Here is a 19,611-nt window from a genome sequence, read left to right on the forward strand (position 1 = left end):
AAACTGGGGCGGCGACGGCGCGGGAACAGCGCCGACCGGCCTCAAGCGGCGCCGGAGCTACGGTTCCTCATGGCCCGGGGTCGGCGTCTCGTCCAGCAGCATATCGACCATCGCCCGCAGAGTGTCGGGCAGCACCGGCTTCGACAACATCGGGTGCGGCCGCAGATGTGGCGGCAGGTCGCCCGCCGACAGTCCGCTCACGAAGGCGAAGGGAATGGCGCCACGATTCAGCCTGTCGGCCAGCGCATAGCTGTTCTCGCCCCTCAGCCACACATCCAGGATCGCCACATCGATCGGCGCCCCGTCGAGAAGCCGCAGCGCCGCGGCGACATCGGGGATCGGCCCCGCGATGTCATAGCCGGCGCGGCGCAATTGCCACGCGTGGTCTTCAGCCACGACCCATTCGTCCTCGACGATGAGCACACGCGCTCGCCGGGCCATGCCGTCTCCTGTCAGGTCAGGGGGAACGAGATCACCACCTTCAAACCGTCCGGAGCGAAGAAGGTTTCCACCGTTCCGCCCAGACGGTAGCCGATCTCGCCCTTGACCAGCCGCAGACCGAAACCGGTCTCCTCGGGCGAGCCGACCCGCGGACCATCCCGCTCGGCCCAGTTCAGATGAACATGCTCCTGGTCGGCGGACCAGGTGATCTCCACGCGGCCGCCATGGATCGACAGCGCGCCGTATTTGGCGGCATTGGTCGCCAGTTCGTGGATCACCATGCCCAGCGACAGGCCCTGTTCCGGCTTCAGCCGGATCACCGGCCCCTCCGTCACGGTGCGGTCCGGGCCGAACGGGTCCATTTCCTGGCGGATCAGGTCTTCCATGGCCACTTCCGACCAGCTTTTGCGTGACAACAGGCCGTATGCGCGCGCCATCGCATGCAGTCGGCCGATCAGGGCCTCACTGAACGCCTTGGGGTCGGGGGCGCTTTCCAGCGTGCGGTTGGCAATGCTGATCACCACTGCCAGCATGTTCTTAACCCGGTGGTTCAACTCGGAAATCAGCACCGACTGATGGTCCTGAGCCTCGGCCAGAGTGGTGACGTCGACGAAGGTCACCACCACGCCGCTGATCCGGTTGTCGCTGCCGCGATAGGGGATCAGGCGAACCAGGTAATGGGCGCCGCTTTCGTCGCGGGCCAGTTGGTGCTCGATCATCTCGCCCGACGAGAACACCGCGCTGATATGCCGTTTCAGGTCGGGATAGTCCAACTGGCTGGCGAGGTCGGTCAGCGGCCGCCCGATATCGGCCATGCGCAGGTTGAAGAAGCTCGATGCCGCCGGCGTGAAGGTGCGGATCACCAGATCCCTGTCCAGAAAGATCGTCGCGATCCGGGTACTTTCGAACAGGTTCTTGAGGTCGGTGTTGGCGCGGTCGAGTTCCTCGACCTTCTCGGTCAGTTCGGCGTTGATCGTGTTCAGTTCTTCATTGAGCGACTGCATCTCCTCTTTCGAGGCTTCCAGTTCCTCATTGGTCGATTGCGCTTCCTCGTTGACCGACACCAGCTCCTCGTTGGACGATTTCAGTTCCTCCAACGCAGTCTCGTATTCCTCAATGGTCGACTGCAGGCGCTCGCGCGTGTCGCGCAACTCGCGCTCCAGATCGGCGGTATCGTTGGGATCGACGCCCCTCAGGGCCTCGGCGCGGGTCTGGGCTGGGCCCACCGGCTCGAACAGCACCAGGAATTGCGGCTCGCCGCTGCCCCGGCCGGCCAGCGGTTCAACGGTCAGGGTGATGAACTGAACCCGGTCGTCGGCCTCGTCGACCGCCACATTCTCGCGCACCACGGCGCGGCCGCTCTCGATCGCCTCGCGCAGCGCCGCGCGCAGATCGGCGCGCAGGCCGCGCCGCGCCATCGAGATCAACTGCCGCGACGGCGCCCCCTGCGGTGCCTCAAGATACCTGCCGGTCCGGGCCGAGTAATAGATCACCTCGCCATCGCCGTTGACCACCACATGCGCGGGGGCGAAGCGTTCCAGAACCTGCGCCTCCACCGCCTGACGCATCGACGGCGACAAGCCGCCGTCCCGGCGCAACGGAGCGATGCCGAAAGACCCCGGATCGCCGGTACCCAGCAGCAGGGGCAGGCGGGGTGCGGTCACATGCTCCCGCGCCTGGAAGAGCCGCTGCTTCTTGTCCAGCGTCACGAACAGGTTGCCGTGCTGCCCCACACTCTCCGACGTGCCAAGGAACAGGTAACCCCCGCCTTTCAGCGCATAATGAAAGGTCGGCAACACCCGGTTCTGGACATCCGGCCCCAGATAGATCAGCAGATTGCGGCAGGAAATCAGATCCATGCGTGAGAATGGCGGGTCGCGGATCACGCTGTGCGGCGAGAACACACACAGGTCGCGAACCTCCTTGTCGACGACGAAACTGCTGCCATCGCTGGTGAAGAAGCGCTCGCGCCGCTCTGGCGATACGTGCTCAAGCAGCGTCTCGGGATAGCGGGCCGCGCGCGCGACACCCAGTGCCGCGTCATCGATATCGGTCGCAAAGATCTGGACGCGCGGCGCCGCCGCCAGCGTCGCCAGATGCTCGCGCACCAGAATGGCGATCGAATAGACCTCTTCGCCCGTCGCACAGCCCGGAACCCAGATCCGGACCGTATCGGTGGCGGCCCGGTTCTTGAACAGACGTGGGAACACCATGCTGGCCAGCGCGTCGAAGGCGTCACCATCGCGGAAGAAGTTGGTGACGTTGATCAGAAGATCGCGGAAGAGGTTCATGCATTCTTCCGGCTTCTCCTGCAACTGCGCGACATAGGCATCCATCGTGATCGCCTGCACGATCTGCATCCGCCGTTTGACCCGGCGCATGAAGGTGTTGGTCTTATAGCCCGAGAAATCATGCGAGGTCTGGGTGCGGAGGATGGCATAGATGGCGTTCTTCGCCTCGGTCAGATCCTCGGTGTCGCCGGACGCCACCGGCAGACGATCCAGCAGATCGAAGCTGCGGGCATATTCCACCAGCTTGCCGCCCATCTCCTCGGCCGGCACGGCGATGTCGATCAGGCCGCTGGCAATGGCGCTTTGCGGCATGTCGGGATTGCGCGGCCCCGATCCGTCCGCCACCTGCGCCAGCGTCAGCCCGCCCCGTTCCTTGATCGCCTTGACCCCCAGAGTGCCGTCGGAATCACCCCCGGACAGCACCACGCCCACCGACCGTTCGCCCATATCGGCGGCCAGTGCGCTGAAGAAGATATCGATCGGCTTGCGCTCGCGCTGCATCACATTCAACCGGCGCAGGGTCAGACGGCCGCCCTTGATGCTCAGCAAGGCGTTCTGCGGCATGACATAGACATGATCGGGCTCGACCCGCATGCCTTCGCCGGCAATGACGACCGGCAGATCCGTGTAATGGCCGATCACCTGATGCAGCATGCTCTCGCGCTCAGGGCTCAGATGGGTGACCACCACGAAGGACAGACCCGACCCCTGCGGCACTCCCTTGAAGAAGCCCTCCATTGCGGGAATCCCGCCGGCGGAGGCGCCTATGCCGACAATGAGGTGCGTTGGCCGGTCTGTTCCCATGGAAATATCCTATAGATCTGGTGTCATCGATTGCGAGACAATCGAAGGCGTTGTTTGTCGCACAGGTGCAGAGCCCGGCCAAGCTCCGCGTCATACGTCTGTCCAATTGACATGCCGGGTGACGATCCCGAAATATAGACAGTAATGCGATCATCGGCCGGCGGACGGCGATTGCGGTCGTGGTCACGGCGCGCGCGGATCGTCGGGCGCGCGGATCGGGCGACACCGCGACCACAAGGCGGCCCGGGACGAGGATCACGAGCCCGGGGCCAGGGCGAGATCGGGCGGAACCATCTGCGGCGCACGGCGTTGGGATGGAAATCTCCGAAGATGTGGCGCGCCACAAGGCGGCTTTCCGACGGCGACGCACCGGATGGTCGCACGCCAGATGGCACAATGACCGCGGCGGGCATGGGCGAGACGCCCCCGTATCCTGCGCAGGTCGTGGATGGCCGCGCGCAGAAGAAACAGCCAAGGTGAAAAAAATGGCGGACAGGAAGAAGACGGACGGCGCCCTGGGCGACGGCCGGCCGGGCCGCACTGCACTGGATCAGATTCGCCTGCACATGCCGTCGCGGCGCCACGAGCCTCATCCTGATGCCGTGGCCGCCGCCTGTGATCCCATCCCTCAATCGCTTCTGGCACTGGCCGAGGAGCTTGAGGAAGCCCTGACCATGGCATTGGACGAGAGGCGGCGCCACAACGCCGACGTCGATCGCCAACTGCGACGGAAACTGCGCAACAAGCTGCACTGAGAGCGGCACGGCCGTCTGGCCGATGTTGTTTGACCCCTAATCGACGCCTCGTGCCACGGCACGCGCCATGGAGGCCGTTTTGCAGAACCTCACAGGCTTACGCATCCTGATCGCCGAAGACGAGTTCCTGCTGGCAGACGATCTCGCACGCGCCTTCGAAGATATGGGCGCGGACGTTCTGGGGCCGACGCCGACACTGGAGGCGGCGGCCGCCTTTCTGCCGATGGTGCAGGCGGCGATCCTCGACATCAATCTCAACGGGCAGCAGGTGTTCTCGATCGCCGATGATCTGGCGCAGCGGAACATCCCGTTCGTGTTCTTCACCGGCTATGACGACATCCTGATCCCGGACCGGTTCCGCCATGCCAGCAAGCTGCGCAAGCCGGTCAGCTGGCGGCGGTTGCTGATGGCGCTGTTCGATGAAGCCCCGGCCTCGACGGGCCCTGCCGCCACCACCGGCAGGGTTCCATCCGGCGCTGTCGCGGCAGAGGGCGCGCGCCGCGCCGACACCATCGACACATCCGGCAGTGCGGCACGGCGCCGGAGCGGGATCAAGCCCGATCACGACATCGTCTCGATGCTGCCGATGCTGCGCCTGGCCGCCCGGCTGATGCTGCCCGATCAGGCGGCAGCCGACCGGCTGGTCAAGCGCACGCTGCAACGCGCCATCATCGAAGCCGACAGCAAGCCGCAGGACGTCGTTCTGGCCGGGTGGCTGAACGACCTGATGGAACAGATTCTGGCGGCGGACGGCCGCAAGCTGATGCAATAGCCCGGCCCGGATGCCCCTTGAACGACGAACCGCCGCGGATATGCCATCCGCGGCGGTTCGTCGTTCAAGGGGTGTTCAGGCGTGTGGTGGCGCTGTTCAGCCGCGCACACCGGTCTCGGCCGGCGCGGAGACCGGGATGGTGCCGGGCTCCGTCGGCACGGTCTCGGTCGTCCACGCCAGTCCCTCCCAACCGCCGCCCAGCGCCTTGTAAAGGTCGACCGAGGCCGAATACAGGGTGCGGCGGGTCGATACCCGGCTCAACTCCACATTCAGCAGCGTCCGCTCGGCGTCCAGCACGTCCAGATAATCGGCATAGCCGGCATCATAACGCAGCCGTGCCAGTTCCACCGTCCGTGTCAGTTCGGCGATCTGGGCGGTTTGTGCCTCGATCTGGCCTTCCGCGGCACTGCGTGCCGCCAGCGCGTCCAGCACCTCGCGGAAGGCGGTGCGCACGGTCTGGCGATAGCTCATGGCGGCCTGGGCGAAGCGCGATTTCGCAGCCTCGACCTGGGCATCGGTACGGCCGAAATCGAAGATCGGCCCGGTCAGCCCCAACGCCAGCCCCCAGATCGATGCGCCCGAGCTTAAGAAGTCGTTCAGTTCCGAACTCTGCTGACCGCCAGATGCGGTCAGCGTCAGGCGGGGATAATATCCCGCCCGGGCAACACCGACATCGGCCGCGGCGGCGGCGATGTTCTGTTCGGCCGCGGCGATATCGGGGCGGCGCAGCAGCAGTTCCGACGGCAGGCCCATGGGCGGGACCGGCGCCTCGGGCAAGGCATCCAGCGAGCGGCCGCGCTCGATCTGGTCGGCGATCAACGCGCGCGGACTGCGGCCCAGCAGCACCGCCAGCGCATTCTCCGCCTGATCGCGGTTACCACGGATCTCAGGGATCTGGGCGCGGGTCGATTCCCGCTCCGACCGCGCCTGCGCCAGATTGAGCGCGTCGATCGCGCCGGCTTCGTATTGCGCCTGCTGAAGCCCCAGCGTCTCTTCGCGGGCGGCAAGCGTGCGTTCCGCGATTTCAAGCTGCAGATCAAGGGACCGCATCTGCAGATAGGCATTGGCGGTATCGGCGGCAACCGTCAGGCGCACGACGTCGCGGTTGGCCAGGGTCTGGAGCAGCCGTGCGCGGGCGGCGCGGTCGGCATTGCTCAGCCGGCCCCATAGATCCACCTCGTAAGACAGGGCAGCACTCGCCGAGAAGCTGTTGACCACGCCACCCGTGCTGGCGCGCGAGGCATCAGACAGCCCGTTGCGCGCGGCGTCGCCGCTGCCGTCCAGCGACGGGAACAGGTCGGCGCCGGTGCCGCGGGCGGTCGCGCGGGCTTCGGTCACCCGTTCGATCGCCAGCAGCAGGTCGTCATTGGCCAGCAGCGCCTCTTCCACCAGCCGGGTCAAGGCCGGGTCGTCGAAATTCCGCCACCAGTCGACGTCAACCTCGGTGTCGGGCAGTTCGGCGGCGCGCTCGGCCGCGGCGATGCGGCCGCGTTCGCCCCAGCCCGATCCCGTATCCATCACCGGCGGAGCGTCATCGGGGGCGAGCGCGCAGGCCGACAGCAGCAGGGCTGCCGCAAGCATGGTCGCCACCGACCGGCGCCGACGCCGCGCCGTTGTGGAGGCGTCGGGCCTGAGGGCATGCGGATCGGCCAGCCCGCGCGGTCGGGCCGGCTGAAGGCTGAAGTCAGCTGCGGGCATCAATGGTCTCCGCGGTTTCACGATGTGTCGTTTCAGGATGCGTACCGGATTGCGGGTTGCGGTCCTTGCGCGAGGCCCGCGCCGCCAGTGTATAGAATGCGGGCACGAAGAACATCGCGATGAAGGTTGCGAACAGCATGCCGCCGATCACGCCGGTGCCGATCGAATGCCGGCTGGCGGAACCGGCGCCGGTGCTGATCGCCAGCGGCACCACACCCAGAATGAAGGCCAGCGAGGTCATCACGATCGGCCGGAAGCGCAGCCGGGCCGCCTCGTCCGCCGCCTCGACGATGCTGCGCCCGGCCCGCCGCTGCTGCATGGCGAACTCCACGATCAGAATGGCGTTCTTGGCGGCCAGCCCGATCAGGGTAACCAGACCGATCTGGAAATACACGTCGTTCTCGATGCCGCGCAGCCAGATCGCGACCAGGGCGCCCAGCACCGCGAACGGCACCGCCGCGACCACGGCCAGCGGCATGGTCCAGCGTTCATACTGGGCGGCCAGAATCAGGAACACCATCACAATACCGAAGCCAAAGGCAAGCATGCCCGAGCCGGCGGTCGATTTTTCCTGATAGGCGGAACCGGTCCAGCCGATGGTGTAGCCTTCAGGAAGCGCCTCGGCGACCACCTGCTCCATGGCGGCGAGCGCCTCACCCGAGCTGAAGCCGGGGGCCGGCTGGCCCATGATCTTGGCGGCCGGGAACAGGTTGAACCGCTCCAGCATGTCCGGGCCGACCACGCGGTTCGCGGTCACCAGCACATCCAGCGGGATCATCTCGTTGCTGTCGGAGCGCACGAACACATGGCGCAGGTCATCCGGGCTGCGACGAAAATCGCCTTCCGACTGCATGTTGACCTTGAAGGTGCGGCCAAACAGCGTGAAGTCGTTGACATAGAGCGAACCGAAGGTCGCCTGCATCGCCGTATAGACATCGGCGATCGGCACCCCCAGGGCCTTCGCCTTCTCGCGGTCGACCGCGACGTTATACTGCGGCACGTTGGCCGAGAAGGTGGTCGACAGGCCGGTCAGCTCCGGGCGTTCGCCTGCCGCCTGCAGCACCTTCTGCACCGCCTGTTCCAGTTCCGCCACCGTGCCGCCAGTCCGGCTCTGGATATAGGCGTCGAAACCACCCGTCAGGCTGATGCCCATGATCGGGGGCGGGTTGAAGGCCAGCGTCATCGAATTGCGGTCCGATGCGCCGATCCCCATCAGGGCGCCGGGCAGGTTGCGCGCATCCATCGATGGATCGGTGCGTTCCGACCAGTCCTTCAGAATGATGAAATAGGCGCCCGCGTTGGTCTTGTTCGCCGATGACAGCAGATCGAAGCCCGACAGCGTCACCACCTGCTTGATCGCCGGATGGTGCATGAACGTGTCGGTCAGCCCCAGCACACTCTCACTGGTCCGCGACAGGGCAGCCGCGGGCGGCAGATAGGACTGGGCGATGACATAGCCCTGATCCTCGGCCGGCAGCAGGCCGCCCGGCACCTTCTGGAACAGGCCCCAGGCCGCGACGCCCACCGCCACCAGTACCAGCACCGCGATCAGCGCCCGCTTGACGATCAATGCGACTCCGGCGACATAGCCACGGGTCAGCCGGTCGAAATTGCGGTTGAACCAGCGGAAGAACGCCCAGGGCTTATGCTCGCCCGGCTTCAGCAGCAGGGCGCACATGGCCGGCGACAGGGTCAGCGCCACGATCCCTGAGATGAACACCGATACCGCGATGGTGATGGCGAACTGCTTGTACATCTCGCCGGTCAGGCCGCCGAGGAAGCCCACGGGCACGAACACCGCGCACAGCACCAGCACGATGGTGATCACAGCACCCGAGACTTCATCCATCGCCTCGATGGCGGCCTCGCGCGGGCCAAGCCCTTTCTCGCGCATCACCCGTTCAACGTTTTCCAGCACCACGATGGCGTCGTCGACCACGATCCCGATCGCCAGCACCATGCCGAACAGGGTGAGCAGGTTGATGGAAAATCCCAGCAGATACATGCCGGCGAATGTGCCGATCAGCGACACCGGCACCGCGATCAGCGGGATCAGCGTGGCGCGGAAGCTCTGCAGGAACAGGAACACCACCACGATCACCAGCGCGATCGCCTCGATGAAGGTCTTGATCACCTCCTCGATCGACACCTGCACGAACAGGGTGGTGTCATAGGGAACCGCATATTCGATGCCGTCGGGGAAGCGCTGCGACAGCTCATCCATGCGGGCCGTCACCGCCTCGGCGGTCGACAGCGCGTTGGCGCCCGGCTGCAGGTAGATGCCGATCGCGACCGATGGCGCGCCGTTGTAATACGACTGGAAGGCGTAATCCTGCGCGCCCAGTTCCACGCGCGCCACATCGCGCAGACGCAGCGCGGCGCCGTTCACATCCGATCTGAGGATGATATTGCCGAAGGCCTCGGCGTCGGGCAGGCGGCCGGGGGTCTTGACGATATAGGTGAAGGGCTGGTCGGCGGCGACCGGTTCCTGACCGAACTGACCGGCGGCGAAATTGGCGTTCTGTTCCTGGATCGCCTCGGAAACATCCGTCGGCGTCAGGTCATAGCGGGCCAGCGCATCCGGCTTCAGCCAGATCCGCATCGAATAGTCCTTGGCGCCGAACAGCGACGCATCGCCGACGCCCGACACGCGCTTCAACTCGTCGACCACGTTCAGCAGCGCGTAATTGCTGACATAGATCGGGTTGAACCGGCTTTCCTCGGCCGACAGGGTCACCACCTGAAGGATGGAACTCGACCGCTTCTCCACCCGCACGCCCTGGCGGCGCACCTCTTCCGGCAGCAGGGCCTCGGCGGCCTGCACCCGGTTGTTGATGTTGATCGTCGCCTGATCCGGATCGGTGCCGATCGCGAAGGTCACCGTCAGCGACAGGCTGCCCGAGGCCGAGCTGTTCGAGGTCATGTAGAGCATGTTCTCGACGCCGTTGATCTCCTGCTCCAACGGCGATGCCACCGATTCCGACAGCACCTGCGGGCTGGCGCCGGGATAGGTCGCGGTCACGACCACTTCCGGCGGCACGATTTCAGGATACTGGGCGATCGGCAGCGCGCGCATGGCCATGAAACCGGCCAGCACGATGATGATCGAGATCACCGCCGCGAAGACCGGGCGGTCGATGAAAAAGCGCGAGATCATGCGCCACCTTCCGCGCCGGCCGGGGCGGGCTTGCGATCGGTCGCCACCTGCACGGGCGCGCCCGGGCGCACCTTCACGCTGCCCTCGACGACCACGTCGTCGCCGGCGTTCAGCCCCTGTTCCACAACCCACTCATCGCCGACGGTCGGGCCAAGCACCACCGGCCGCGCTTCAGCCTGACCATTATCCTTGACGACATAGACAAAGGTGCCGTTCGGGCCCTGCTGCACCGACATCTGGGGCACCGCCAGCGCGTTCTCCAGGGTCATGCCTTCCAACTGGATGCGCACGAACTGGCCGGGCATCAGCACCTCGTCGGGGTTGTCGACCACCGCGCGCAACCGCACGGTGCCGGTCGCCGGGTCGATGGTGCTGTCTGAGAAGTTGACCGCGCCGCGCAGCGGTTCAGCCACACCCTCCAGGGTCACCGCCACATCCAGCCGCGCGGCATCGCCGCCGCCATTGGCCGCGATCAGGCGGCGCTGGCGCATCCGCTCGTCATCCGGCACCGAGAAGTTGATATAAACCGGGTCCAGCCGGGTGATGGTGGTCAGCAGGCTGTCGGTCGATCCGGTGCCGACCAGGCTGCCTTCCGACACCTGCTCGATGCTGGTCACACCGTCGATCGGCGCGCGCACCTCGGTATAGTCCAGATTGATCGTGGCGGTCTTCAGCCCGGCTTCCGCCGAGGCGAGCGACGCGCGTGCCAGATCGCGCGCCGACAGCAACTGGTCGCGTTCCGACGCGCTGACGGCGTTCTGCTTGAACAGCTTCGAGCCGCGCGACCAGTCGCGCTCGGCCTTGTCCAGATTGGCGCGCGCCTCGGCGACGCTCGCCTCGGCCTGGGCCAGGGTCGCCTGATAGGTGTCGGGGTCGATGCGGAACAGCAGGTCGCCCGCCTTGACGCGGGCGCCCTCCATATAGGTCCGCTCCAGCAGGATGCCGGGCACGCGGGCGCGCACCTCCACCGAGCGAGAGCCGGCGACGCGCCCGGCATACTCGAAGCTCAGCGGCAGATTGCGTGGCGCCACCTCGGCCACCGTCACCTGCGGCGGCGGCGGCGCGTGACCAGCGCCCTGCTGGGGGGCGTTGGATTCCGCCGCGTCACAGGCGGCAAGAGCCAGGGCGGCGATCGTCGACAGAACGACAGCGGGGCCGACGCGTCCACCGCGCCGCCCGAAACGAAACCGGACCATGTTCTTCCTCAAATTTCTGTCGATGCCTGCTACACGCGACCGCGGTGTCTTCTCACCCGGGTCGGCCGTCTGTGCGGCCCTGTTCGTGCGTCATCTTGTGGTGCGGGGATGCGCTGCACAAAAAGTATACGTTCAAGAATGTATGTAAAGTGACGGATGTCACGGCAATCCCCGCCAGATTGGTTATTTTTTGTTAACAACGTGATACACCGACCCGGCGGGCTGGTGATCCCGCCCACCCTCATCGCCCCCCACCTGAACGAACCGAGACCGACCGTGGCCAGACGCACCAAGGAAGATGCCGAAAAGACCCGCCAGCAGATCATGGACGCCGCGGCGTCCGTGTTCGATGCCGAGGGGGTGGCGCGCTGTGCCCTGGAACACATCGCGCGCAATGCCGGCGTCACCCGTGGCGCCATCTACTGGCACTTCAAGAACAAGGCCGATCTGCTCGATGCGATGCTGGAACGGGTTCGTCTGCCCCAGGAACGGGTGATCGAGGATCTGGCCAACGGGCTGATCACCGACCGCGCGCCCCTCGACCTGCTTCACGAGGCCAGCCGCGACGCCATCGGCATGATCGTCGGCGACGAACGCCGGCGGCTGGTCTTCCGGCTCCTGTTCACCCGCACCGACGTCAATGACGAGTTCAGCGTGCTGCGCGCCCGTCAGGCCAGCGACCGCAACCACTTCATGTCGGTGATCGAGAAGGTGATGCGGCGCGCCGCCACCGATGGCAGCCTGGCCGCCGGATGGACACCGCCCACGGCGGCCAGAACATGCTACTGCCTGTTCCACGGCACGATATCGGACCTGCTGATGCTGCCACCCGATGATGTCGATGCCGAACGGCGGCCGGCGATCGCCGCCGTGGATGCCTGCATGCAGGCCATCGGCAGCCGCTTCGATCCACAGCGCCAACTGGGTTCCGGCTGCCTGATCCGCCTGCCCGCCGATCCCTGTGGCGCGTGAAGCCGGCGCTGCGGTCCATCCCCCGAACGACAAAGGCGATGCCACGGCATCCGCGGCATCGCCCCTGATCTGGTCCATATCCCCCACCGGCCATGCCGGTCGCGGTATTACATATTGGGGTAATTCGGCCCACCGGCGCCCTCGGGCACCGTCCAGACGATGTTCTGCGACGGGTCCTTGATGTCGCAGGTCTTGCAGTGCACGCAGTTCTGGGCGTTGATCTGCAGGCGCGGCCCCTTGTCCTCCTGCACGATCTCGTAGACACCGGCCGGGCAGTAGCGCTGCTCGGGCGCATCGAAATTCGGCAGGTTGTAGCTGACCGGGATCGATGGATCTTTCAGCCTGAGGTGGATCGGCTGATCCTCCTCATGGTTGGTGTTCGACATGAACACCGAGGACAGCTTGTCGAAGCTGATCTTCCCGTCCGGCTTGGGATAGGTGATCTTCCGGCTCTTGGATGCCGGCTTCAGCGATTTGTGGTCCTCGTGATGGCCGAAGGTCCAGGGGGCATTGCCGCGCAGCAGATAGGTGTCGAACGCCGAATAGGCGAGCCCCGCCAGCAGGCCCTTGTGGAAGGACGGGCGGATGTTGCGCACCCGCCTCAATTCCTCATGCACCCAGCTTTCCCGATAGGCGGCCGGATAGGCGTCGAGCGTGTCGCGGCCGCGCTCGGCCCGGATCGCCTCGAAGGCCGCTTCCGCCGCCATCATGCCGGTCTTCATGGCCGTGTGGCTGCCCTTGATCTTGGGCACGTTCATGAAGCCCGCGGTGCAGCCGATCAGCGCGCCGCCCGGAAACGCCAGGGTCGGCACCGACTGAAGCCCGCCTTCGGTCAGCGCGCGCGCGCCATAGGCGATGCGCTTGCCACCCTCGAAGAAATCCTTCACCGCCGGGTGGTGCTTGAACCGCTGGAACTCGTCGAAAGGCGACAGATGCGGGTTCTCGTAATCCAGCCCGATCACGAAGCCCACCGCGACCTGATTGTCCTCCATATGATAGAGGAACGAACCGCCATAGGTCTTGGTGTCCAGCGGCCAGCCGATGGTGTGGATGATCAGCCCGGCCTTGTGCTTCGCCGGATCGATCTCCCACAGCTCCTTGATGCCGATGCCATAGGTCTGCGGCTCGCAGTCGCGGCGCAGATCGAATGTGTCGGTCAGCATCCGGGTCAGCGACCCGCGCGCGCCCTCGGCGAACAGGGTGTATTTGGCGTGCAGTTCCACGCCCGGGGTATAGCCCGATTTCTGCTCGCCATCCCGCCCGATGCCAAGATCGCCGGTGGCGACACCCTTGACCGCGCCGGTCTCGTCATACAGCACTTCGGCCGCGGCGAAGCCCGGATAGACCTCGACCTCGTGGGCTTCCGCCTGCTCGCCCAGCCAGCGGACGAAGTTCGCCAGGCTGATGACGTAATTGCCATGATTGTTCATGGTCGGCGGCGTCGGCAGCCGGATATGGTTGTGCTCCGTCAGCATCAGGAAGCGGTCTTCCACCGCCTGCTGCTTCAGGGGCGCGCCCTTCTCCTTCCAGTCGGGGATCAGCTCGTCCAGCGCGCGCGGTTCGAAGCAGGCGCCCGCCAGGATATGCGCGCCGACCTCGGATCCCTTCTCGATGACGCAGACGGAGACCTCGTGGTCGTGTTCGGCGGCGAGCTGTTTAAGACGGATCGCCGCCGACAGGCCGGCAGGGCCGGCGCCAACGATGACCACGTCGAATTCCATGACTTCCCGTTCCATGACCCCTCCTCAAGCCGCCTCGTCCAAAGGCGCGGCCGGGTGATCTCGTTCTCGTTCGACACGCGGCGCCGTTCGCGTCCCCCAACGCTCACGCCCGGCTCGCTTGTACGGTTCCCTGTATCCGGCTTCCATATATGCGGCACGCCGTGATTCAGTAAGGTTTTCTATCAGCGCAGCCGCTAAATTGCTACAGTCCAGGCCATGATGTCGACCGAAGCCACCCCTGAAACCGCCATTCACGCACTCGCCCAGTGGTATCTGGAGTGGGGTGTCGACCTGTCGATGGACGACCAGGCCGTCAACTGGTACGCAGCCGCCGAGGCCGCCCGCGATCGCATGATCGCGAACCGCCCGCGCGGCACCGAGGCCCCGGCCGACATCGCCGGCCGGACAGCGGCGGCCGCGCCGCCGGCGGGCCAGGGGTCGGCGGGCAAGGGGTCGGCGGGCCAGAGAGGACAGGCGGGCAAGGGACCGGCAGCCCCGGGACCGGCCGTCCTGCTGCGCGCCGATCCCGCGGCCGTCGACCCGATGAGCCCGCAGGCGGTGGCCGCCAGCGCCCGTTCCCATGCGGCCGCAGCCCGGACCCTGGCCGAACTCGAAGCCGCCCTCCACGGGTTCGAAGGCTGCGCCCTCAAGGCCACCGCCTCGCACACCGTCTTCGCCGACGGCAACCCCGAAGCCGATCTGATGCTGGTGGGCGAGGCGCCGGGCGCCGAGGAAGACCGCCGCGGCCTGCCCTTCGTCGGTGCCTCCGGCCAATTGCTCGACCGGATGCTGGCGGCGATCGGTCGCGATCGGGGCCAAGTCTATATCACCAATGTCCTGCCCTGGCGGCCGCCGGGCAACCGCACGCCATCGCCCGCCGAAATCGCCGCCTGCCTGCCCTTCGCGCTGCGCCATATCGCCCTGGTGCGGCCAAGGCTGGTGGTGGCGGTGGGCGGGGTGTCGGCAAAGGCCCTGCTCGACCGGCCCGAGGGCATCACCCGGCTGCGCGGCCGGTCGACCGAACTGATGATCGACGGCCTCGATCAGCCGGTGCCGGTCTTCGCCACCTTCCATCCGGCCTATCTGCTGCGCCAGCCCGCGCAGAAACGTCTGGCCTGGACAGACTGGCTGCACATCGCGGAACGCCTGGAAAAATTACCAGAAACCGGCCGGTGACAATGCCGTGTCACGCAAGCGGCTGCGTCGCAGGGCTTGCTCCGACACCACATCCTCCCCTATAACCTTTCCATCATGGCTTCGGACAGCAACGACGTGCGCCATCTTCCGCATATCGTACGTAGCTTCGCGCGTGCGGTATCGGGCCCAGTGATGGCGCTGGCCCTCTTGCTCGGCGGTCCCATTGCCCCCGGTGTGTTGACCGCACCGGCCCGGGCAGAGACCACTGCACCGATCAGCCTGGAGACGGCCGAGGAGGCCGACTTCGGATTGGTGGGATTCGGCCTTGTCGAAGCTTTCGACGATTGGCCGCAGGTGCTTTCAGCCGAGGACGCGGATCGTTATTCGCGGATTTTTGCACTGCAATCTGACGGCCGGTTCGCGGAGGCTGACAAGCTGATCGCCCGGCTGGGGGATCGCGTGCTGCTTGGCCATGTGACCGAGCAGCGACTGATGCATCCGACCGCCTATACCGCGAGTTACGACGAACTGCGCGACTGGATGGCCTTCTATGGCGATCACCCGGATGCCGAACGCATTTATGCCCTGGCGATGAAGCGTCGGCCGGGCAGCGAAGCCCGGCCCCGGCGGCCCGAGCGTCCGGAAGACGAAATTGTCACCACCGTTACCGCCACCCGTCAGCCCAGCACCGTCGATCGGCTCGATACCTATTCCGCCGCCGATCGCCTGAAGGGTGCCGCCGCCAAACGTGCCCGCGCGCTTGAGGCGCAGATTTCCGCGTTGATCCGCAAGGGCCGCGGCGACGATGCCGAAAAACTGCTTGCTTCGGGCGAGGTGAAGAAGCTGTTCGACCGCCCGGCGCTCGATCAGGCGCGGATCCGGGTGGCGATGCTGCATCTGGTCGAAGGCCGCACCCAGCGCGCCTATGATCTGGCCGGCCCCGCCGCCGACCGTTCGGCCGCGATCGCGCCCTATGGCCACTGGATCGCCGGACTGTCGGCCTGGAAGCTGGATCAGCCTGAAGTCGCCCGCCGGCATTTCGAACTGTTTGCCCGCACCGCTGGTCTGTCGGCCTGGAACGAGGCCGCCGGCGCCTTCTGGGCCGCCCGCGCCAATCTGGCGATCGGCGCCTTCGACGAGGCGCAGGGCTGGCTCGACCGTGCCGCCCGTCAGCCGCTCACCTTCTATGGCCAGATCGCCCGCGCGCTTCTGGGCGCGCCCACCAGCGATCTCTGGCAGCCCCGTCTGGCCGGCGACGGCGTGACCCCCGATCAGCGCCGCAGCGTGCTGCAGAGCGAGGGGGCCCGACGGGCCCTGGCGCTGGCCGAGATCGGCGAATACGACCGCGCCGCCAGCGAGGTCGAGCTGATCGCCGCCGCCGCCGGTCCCGCCGAAGCCTCGGCCGTGATCGAACTGGCTGAACGGGTTAATGCGCCGGAAGCGGCGACGGTGATCGGGCGCAAGGTCGCCGCCGCCTCGGGCATGCCCGATGTGTCTTCGATCTTCCCCGTGCCCGACTATCGGCCGCGTGGCGGTTTCTCGGTCGATCGGGCGCTGCTCTATGCGCTGGCGCGCAAGGAAAGCAATTTCAATCCGAAGGCGGTCAGCCCCGCCGGCGCGCGCGGCCTGATGCAGTTGATGCCGGGCACGGCACAACTGGTGGCGCGCAGCCTGGGGCTGGGCGGCGGGCTGTCGCTCAACCACCCCGACATCAACCTTCAGCTCGGTCAGGCCTATCTGCGCCGGCTGATGGATGAAGGCCATATCGGCAACAATCTGGTCAATGTGCTGGCGGCCTATAATGCCGGCCCCGGCAATCTGCGTCGCTGGCAGGATGCCCGCGGCATCGACCAGGAAACCGACCCGCTGTTCTTCATCGAGACGATCCCGGTCTCTGAAACCCGCGACTTCCTGGAACAGGTCCTGACCAACCTGTGGATCTATCGCAGCCGCCTGGGCCAGACCTCGCCGTCGCTGGCAGCCCTCGCCGAAGGCGACTGGCCGTCTTACGAGACCATCGACGGCAATGTCAGCCGCGACAACGCGGCGATCGCCTCGGGCCGCTGAGGCATCGCCTCCCCCGTTTGATGCCCGCTCTGGACCATGCCCGCTCTGGACCGTGGCCGCCTGCCGCGCTAGCTTCGGTGATGTTCAAAATCAGCCCCGAAGCCGGCGGAGGAGCCCCCATGCCCGGACGCATCGACCAGACCCGTCCGTTCCTGCCCGTCAACATCGCCTTGCTCACGGTCTCCGACACCCGCACGCCGGAAACCGACAGTTCGGGCGATCTGCTGGCGGCCCGCATCACCGATGCCGGCCATAAACTGGCGGCGCGGCTGATCCTGCCCGACGACGAGGCTGGTCTTGCCCGCCAGTTTTCCGCCTGGGCCGATGATCCGTCGATCGATGTGGTCATCTCCACCGGCGGCACAGGCGTTACCGGCCGCGATGTCACGCCCGAAGCCCTGCGCCGGGTGATCGAGAAGCCGATCGAAGGCTTCGGCGAGCTGTTCCGCTGGTTGTCCTATGCCAAGATCGGCACCTCGACCATTCAGTCGCGGGCGCTGGCCGGCGTGGCCCGCGGCACCTATTTCTTCGCCGTGCCCGGCTCGAATTCCGCCTGCCGCGACGCCTGGGACGAGATCCTGCTGTCGCAGCTCGACAACCGCCACCGGCCGTGCAACTTCGTCGAACTGATGCCCCGGCTGCGCGAGCACGAGGTCTGATCCGGCCCTATCCGCACTGATCGCCCTTCCATGGCGGGCGGGTTCTGGTACACTGCGTATGTTCCTGTTTTGTTCCGGAGCATTGCCGATGGACCCGTTCAAACCCGTTACCACCCGCCCCGGCGCCCGCAAGGCCGCATCCGACCGTGCCGCCGCGGCCGCGCGGATGGGGCTGGCGCCGCATCGCGGGCGCGGCGCCGCCAGCAACCGCGATGGCCGGTTTGAACGCTTCGTCCATGAAGCGGTGGATGACGGCTGGTCCGGGGCAGCCGATGCGACAGACGACGTCCCCACGGTCGATGGCGACGCGCCAACGCAGACCACCGCCCGCCGGCCCACCGAATTGCGCGGCGTAGTCGCGCGCAGGCCGACCGAATTGCGCGGCGTAGTCGCGCGCGGGGCGCTGGCGCGCAACGACAGCCCCGACATTCCCTTCGATGCCTCGATCAACCCCTATCGGGGCTGCGAGCATGGCTGCATCTATTGCTATGCCCGGCCCAGCCACGCCTATCTGGGCCTGTCGCCGGGGCTCGATTTCGAGACCATCATCGAGGTCAAGCGCGGTCTGGCCGATGCGCTGCTGGCCGATCTGGCGCGCCCCGGCTATCAGCCGTCGCCGATCACCATCGGCGGCAACACCGATCCCTATCAGCCGGCCGAAAAGACCGAGCGGCTGACCCGGGCGGTGATCGAGGTGCTGACCCGCCATCGCCATCCCTTCACCATCATCACCAAATCGGCCCTGGTGCTGCGCGACATCGATCTGCTGGCGCCGGCGGCGGCGGCGGGTCTGGCCCAGGTCGCCGTGTCGGTGACCACCCTCGATCCGGTGCTGGCGCGGGCGATGGAACCCCGCGCCGCCACGCCGGCCCGGCGGATCCACGCCATCCGGGGCCTTGCCGCCGCCGGCATACCGGTTACCGTGATGGCGGCGCCGATGGTGCCGGGCCTGACCGATCACGAACTGGAGGCGATCCTGGCCGCGGCGGCCGATGCCGGTGCCGCGCGTGCCGGCTGGATTCTGCTGCGCCTGCCGCGTGAGATCGCCGGGCTGTTCGATGAATGGCTGCGTCTGGAACGCCCCGACCGGGCCGAACGGGTCCTGGCCCGCATCCGCGCCACCCGGGGTGGTGCGCTTTACGACAGCGGCTTCGGCCGGCGGATGACCGGCACCGGGACCGAGGCGGCGCTGATCGCCGACCGTTTCAGGCTGGCCTGTGCGCGGCTCGGCCTCAACCGCACCAGTTGGCGCCTGACCAGCGCCCTGTTCACGCCCCCGATCCGCGCCACCGCCGCCGAGCGTGCCGGGCAGATGGATCTGTTCGGCCGCGGCTGAAGACCCGGTATCAGGTGCGGCGGTTCGGCCCTTCATCGCCGCCAGGGCGCGCTGTCCCACCAGTCCTGCCATGCCGCCGGGTCCACATGGTCGGCCAGGGGCGGCGGAGCGGGATCGCCGCCGGTGCGGACGAAGCCGGGTTCGATCACCAGCCCTGGCAGATCGATCGCGCTGGCGATGCTCTTCGGCGGCCCGGCCCTGATCCAGCCGCGGCGCAGGGTCAACCAGTCGCCCAGCACGGCCAGCGGATCGTCATCAAGTGGTGCGGCCCGCGTCTGAAGATCGCGCTGCGCCTGCTCCACGCCGGTCAACACCTCCAGCACCCTCGCTTGCAGTCCCACCAGCGCGGTGCAGCCATACACATCGCCGGCCATGTCCAGTGCCGCCTGTCTGGCCGCCGCCCGACGCAGAATCAGATGCGCCGCCCGGGCCAGCCGCGCCAGCAGCACCGTGTGTCGCGCGTCCAGCGCCTGCGACAAGACTGGCCTGGCCGGATCGGAGCCGGCGTCGGGTGTGGGGTCGGGGGCGGGGTCAGGGGAGCGGCCATCTGTCGCGACGGTCATGGGTCTGGTGGTCTTGTCAGGCATCGGCAGCTATCCCCGGCG

14 protein-coding genes are annotated in these 19,611 nt (G+C 66.8%); 7 read left to right on the top strand and 7 right to left on the bottom strand.

Going from position 1 to position 19,611, the window contains the following annotated elements; all coding sequences use genetic code 11:
- Positions 1–57 precede the first annotated feature (57 nt).
- Together WG924_RS25920 and WG924_RS25925 are read right to left on the bottom strand one after the other, a co-directional pair.
- Positions 58–441 carry a response regulator gene (locus tag WG924_RS25920; protein WP_345935930.1) on the bottom strand — a complete coding sequence of 128 codons (384 nt, stop codon included), beginning with the start codon at positions 439–441 and terminating at the stop codon, positions 58–60.
- An 11-nt stretch (positions 442–452) separates the two neighbouring features.
- Positions 453–3,536, bottom strand: a complete 3,084-nt coding sequence (locus tag WG924_RS25925; protein ID WP_345935931.1) for a CheR family methyltransferase — start codon at positions 3,534–3,536, stop codon at positions 453–455.
- Positions 3,537–4,012: 476 nt separating this feature from the next.
- On the opposite strand from WG924_RS25925, the gene WG924_RS25930 reads away from it, so the two are divergent.
- Positions 4,013–4,291, top strand: a complete 279-nt coding sequence (locus WG924_RS25930) for a hypothetical protein (protein ID WP_345935932.1) — start codon at positions 4,013–4,015, stop codon at positions 4,289–4,291.
- 79 nt (positions 4,292–4,370) lie between these two features.
- Positions 4,371–5,063 (top strand): response regulator, encoded by a 693-nt coding sequence (locus WG924_RS25935; protein ID WP_345935933.1) that lies wholly within the window; start codon positions 4,371–4,373, stop codon positions 5,061–5,063.
- A gap of 96 nt (positions 5,064–5,159) precedes the next feature.
- On the opposite strand, the gene WG924_RS25940 is transcribed toward WG924_RS25935, so the two are convergent.
- The 3 genes from WG924_RS25940 to WG924_RS25950 are packed head-to-tail and all read right to left on the bottom strand — an operon-like array spanning position 5,160 to position 11,114.
- A complete protein-coding gene (locus tag WG924_RS25940) occupies positions 5,160–6,761 on the bottom strand; it encodes an efflux transporter outer membrane subunit (RefSeq protein WP_345935934.1) in 1,602 nt (533 codons plus the stop codon).
- Positions 6,748–9,918: an efflux RND transporter permease subunit gene (locus WG924_RS25945; protein WP_345935935.1), complete on the bottom strand. Its 3,171-nt coding sequence runs from the start codon at positions 9,916–9,918 to the stop codon at positions 6,748–6,750. Before WG924_RS25945 ends, WG924_RS25940 begins: the two co-directional genes overlap by 14 nt.
- Positions 9,915–11,114 carry an efflux RND transporter periplasmic adaptor subunit gene (locus WG924_RS25950; protein WP_345935936.1) on the bottom strand — a complete coding sequence of 400 codons (1,200 nt, stop codon included), beginning with the start codon at positions 11,112–11,114 and terminating at the stop codon, positions 9,915–9,917. The genes WG924_RS25945 and WG924_RS25950 overlap by 4 nt, the downstream gene beginning before the upstream one ends.
- Before the next feature lie 276 nt (positions 11,115–11,390).
- Here WG924_RS25950 and WG924_RS25955 point away from each other — a divergent pair, with 276 nt between their 5' ends.
- Positions 11,391–12,086 (top strand): TetR family transcriptional regulator, encoded by a 696-nt coding sequence (locus WG924_RS25955; protein ID WP_345935937.1) that lies wholly within the window; start codon positions 11,391–11,393, stop codon positions 12,084–12,086.
- A 107-nt stretch (positions 12,087–12,193) separates the two neighbouring features.
- Here the strand turns inward: WG924_RS25955 and WG924_RS25960 are convergent, their stop codons facing one another.
- Positions 12,194–13,822, bottom strand: a complete 1,629-nt coding sequence (locus WG924_RS25960) for an electron transfer flavoprotein-ubiquinone oxidoreductase (protein ID WP_345935938.1) — start codon at positions 13,820–13,822, stop codon at positions 12,194–12,196.
- Positions 13,823–14,026: 204 nt separating this feature from the next.
- On the opposite strand from WG924_RS25960, the gene WG924_RS25965 reads away from it, so the two are divergent.
- The 4 genes from WG924_RS25965 to WG924_RS25980 all read left to right on the top strand — a co-directional run bounded on the left by WG924_RS25965 (position 14,027) and on the right by WG924_RS25980 (position 19,006).
- Positions 14,027–14,983, top strand: coding sequence for a uracil-DNA glycosylase (locus tag WG924_RS25965; RefSeq protein ID WP_412767147.1), 957 nt, complete (start codon positions 14,027–14,029; stop codon positions 14,981–14,983).
- A 153-nt stretch (positions 14,984–15,136) separates the two neighbouring features.
- Entirely contained in the window at positions 15,137–17,011 is a 1,875-nt protein-coding gene (locus tag WG924_RS25970) for a lytic transglycosylase domain-containing protein (protein WP_345935940.1), read from the top strand.
- A gap of 119 nt (positions 17,012–17,130) precedes the next feature.
- Entirely contained in the window at positions 17,131–17,670 is a 540-nt protein-coding gene (gene moaB / locus WG924_RS25975) for a molybdenum cofactor biosynthesis protein B (RefSeq protein ID WP_345935941.1), read from the top strand.
- 88 nt (positions 17,671–17,758) lie between these two features.
- Positions 17,759–19,006: a PA0069 family radical SAM protein gene (locus tag WG924_RS25980; protein WP_345935942.1), complete on the top strand. Its 1,248-nt coding sequence runs from the start codon at positions 17,759–17,761 to the stop codon at positions 19,004–19,006.
- A gap of 32 nt (positions 19,007–19,038) precedes the next feature.
- Here the strand turns inward: WG924_RS25980 and WG924_RS25985 are convergent, their stop codons facing one another.
- Positions 19,039–19,593 (bottom strand): hypothetical protein, encoded by a 555-nt coding sequence (locus WG924_RS25985; RefSeq protein ID WP_345935943.1) that lies wholly within the window; start codon positions 19,591–19,593, stop codon positions 19,039–19,041.
- Between the last annotated feature and the right edge of the window lie 18 nt (positions 19,594–19,611).

The sequence above is a fragment of the Tistrella arctica genome (assembly GCF_039630945.1).
GTDB lineage: Bacteria > Pseudomonadota > Alphaproteobacteria > Tistrellales > Tistrellaceae > Tistrella > Tistrella bauzanensis.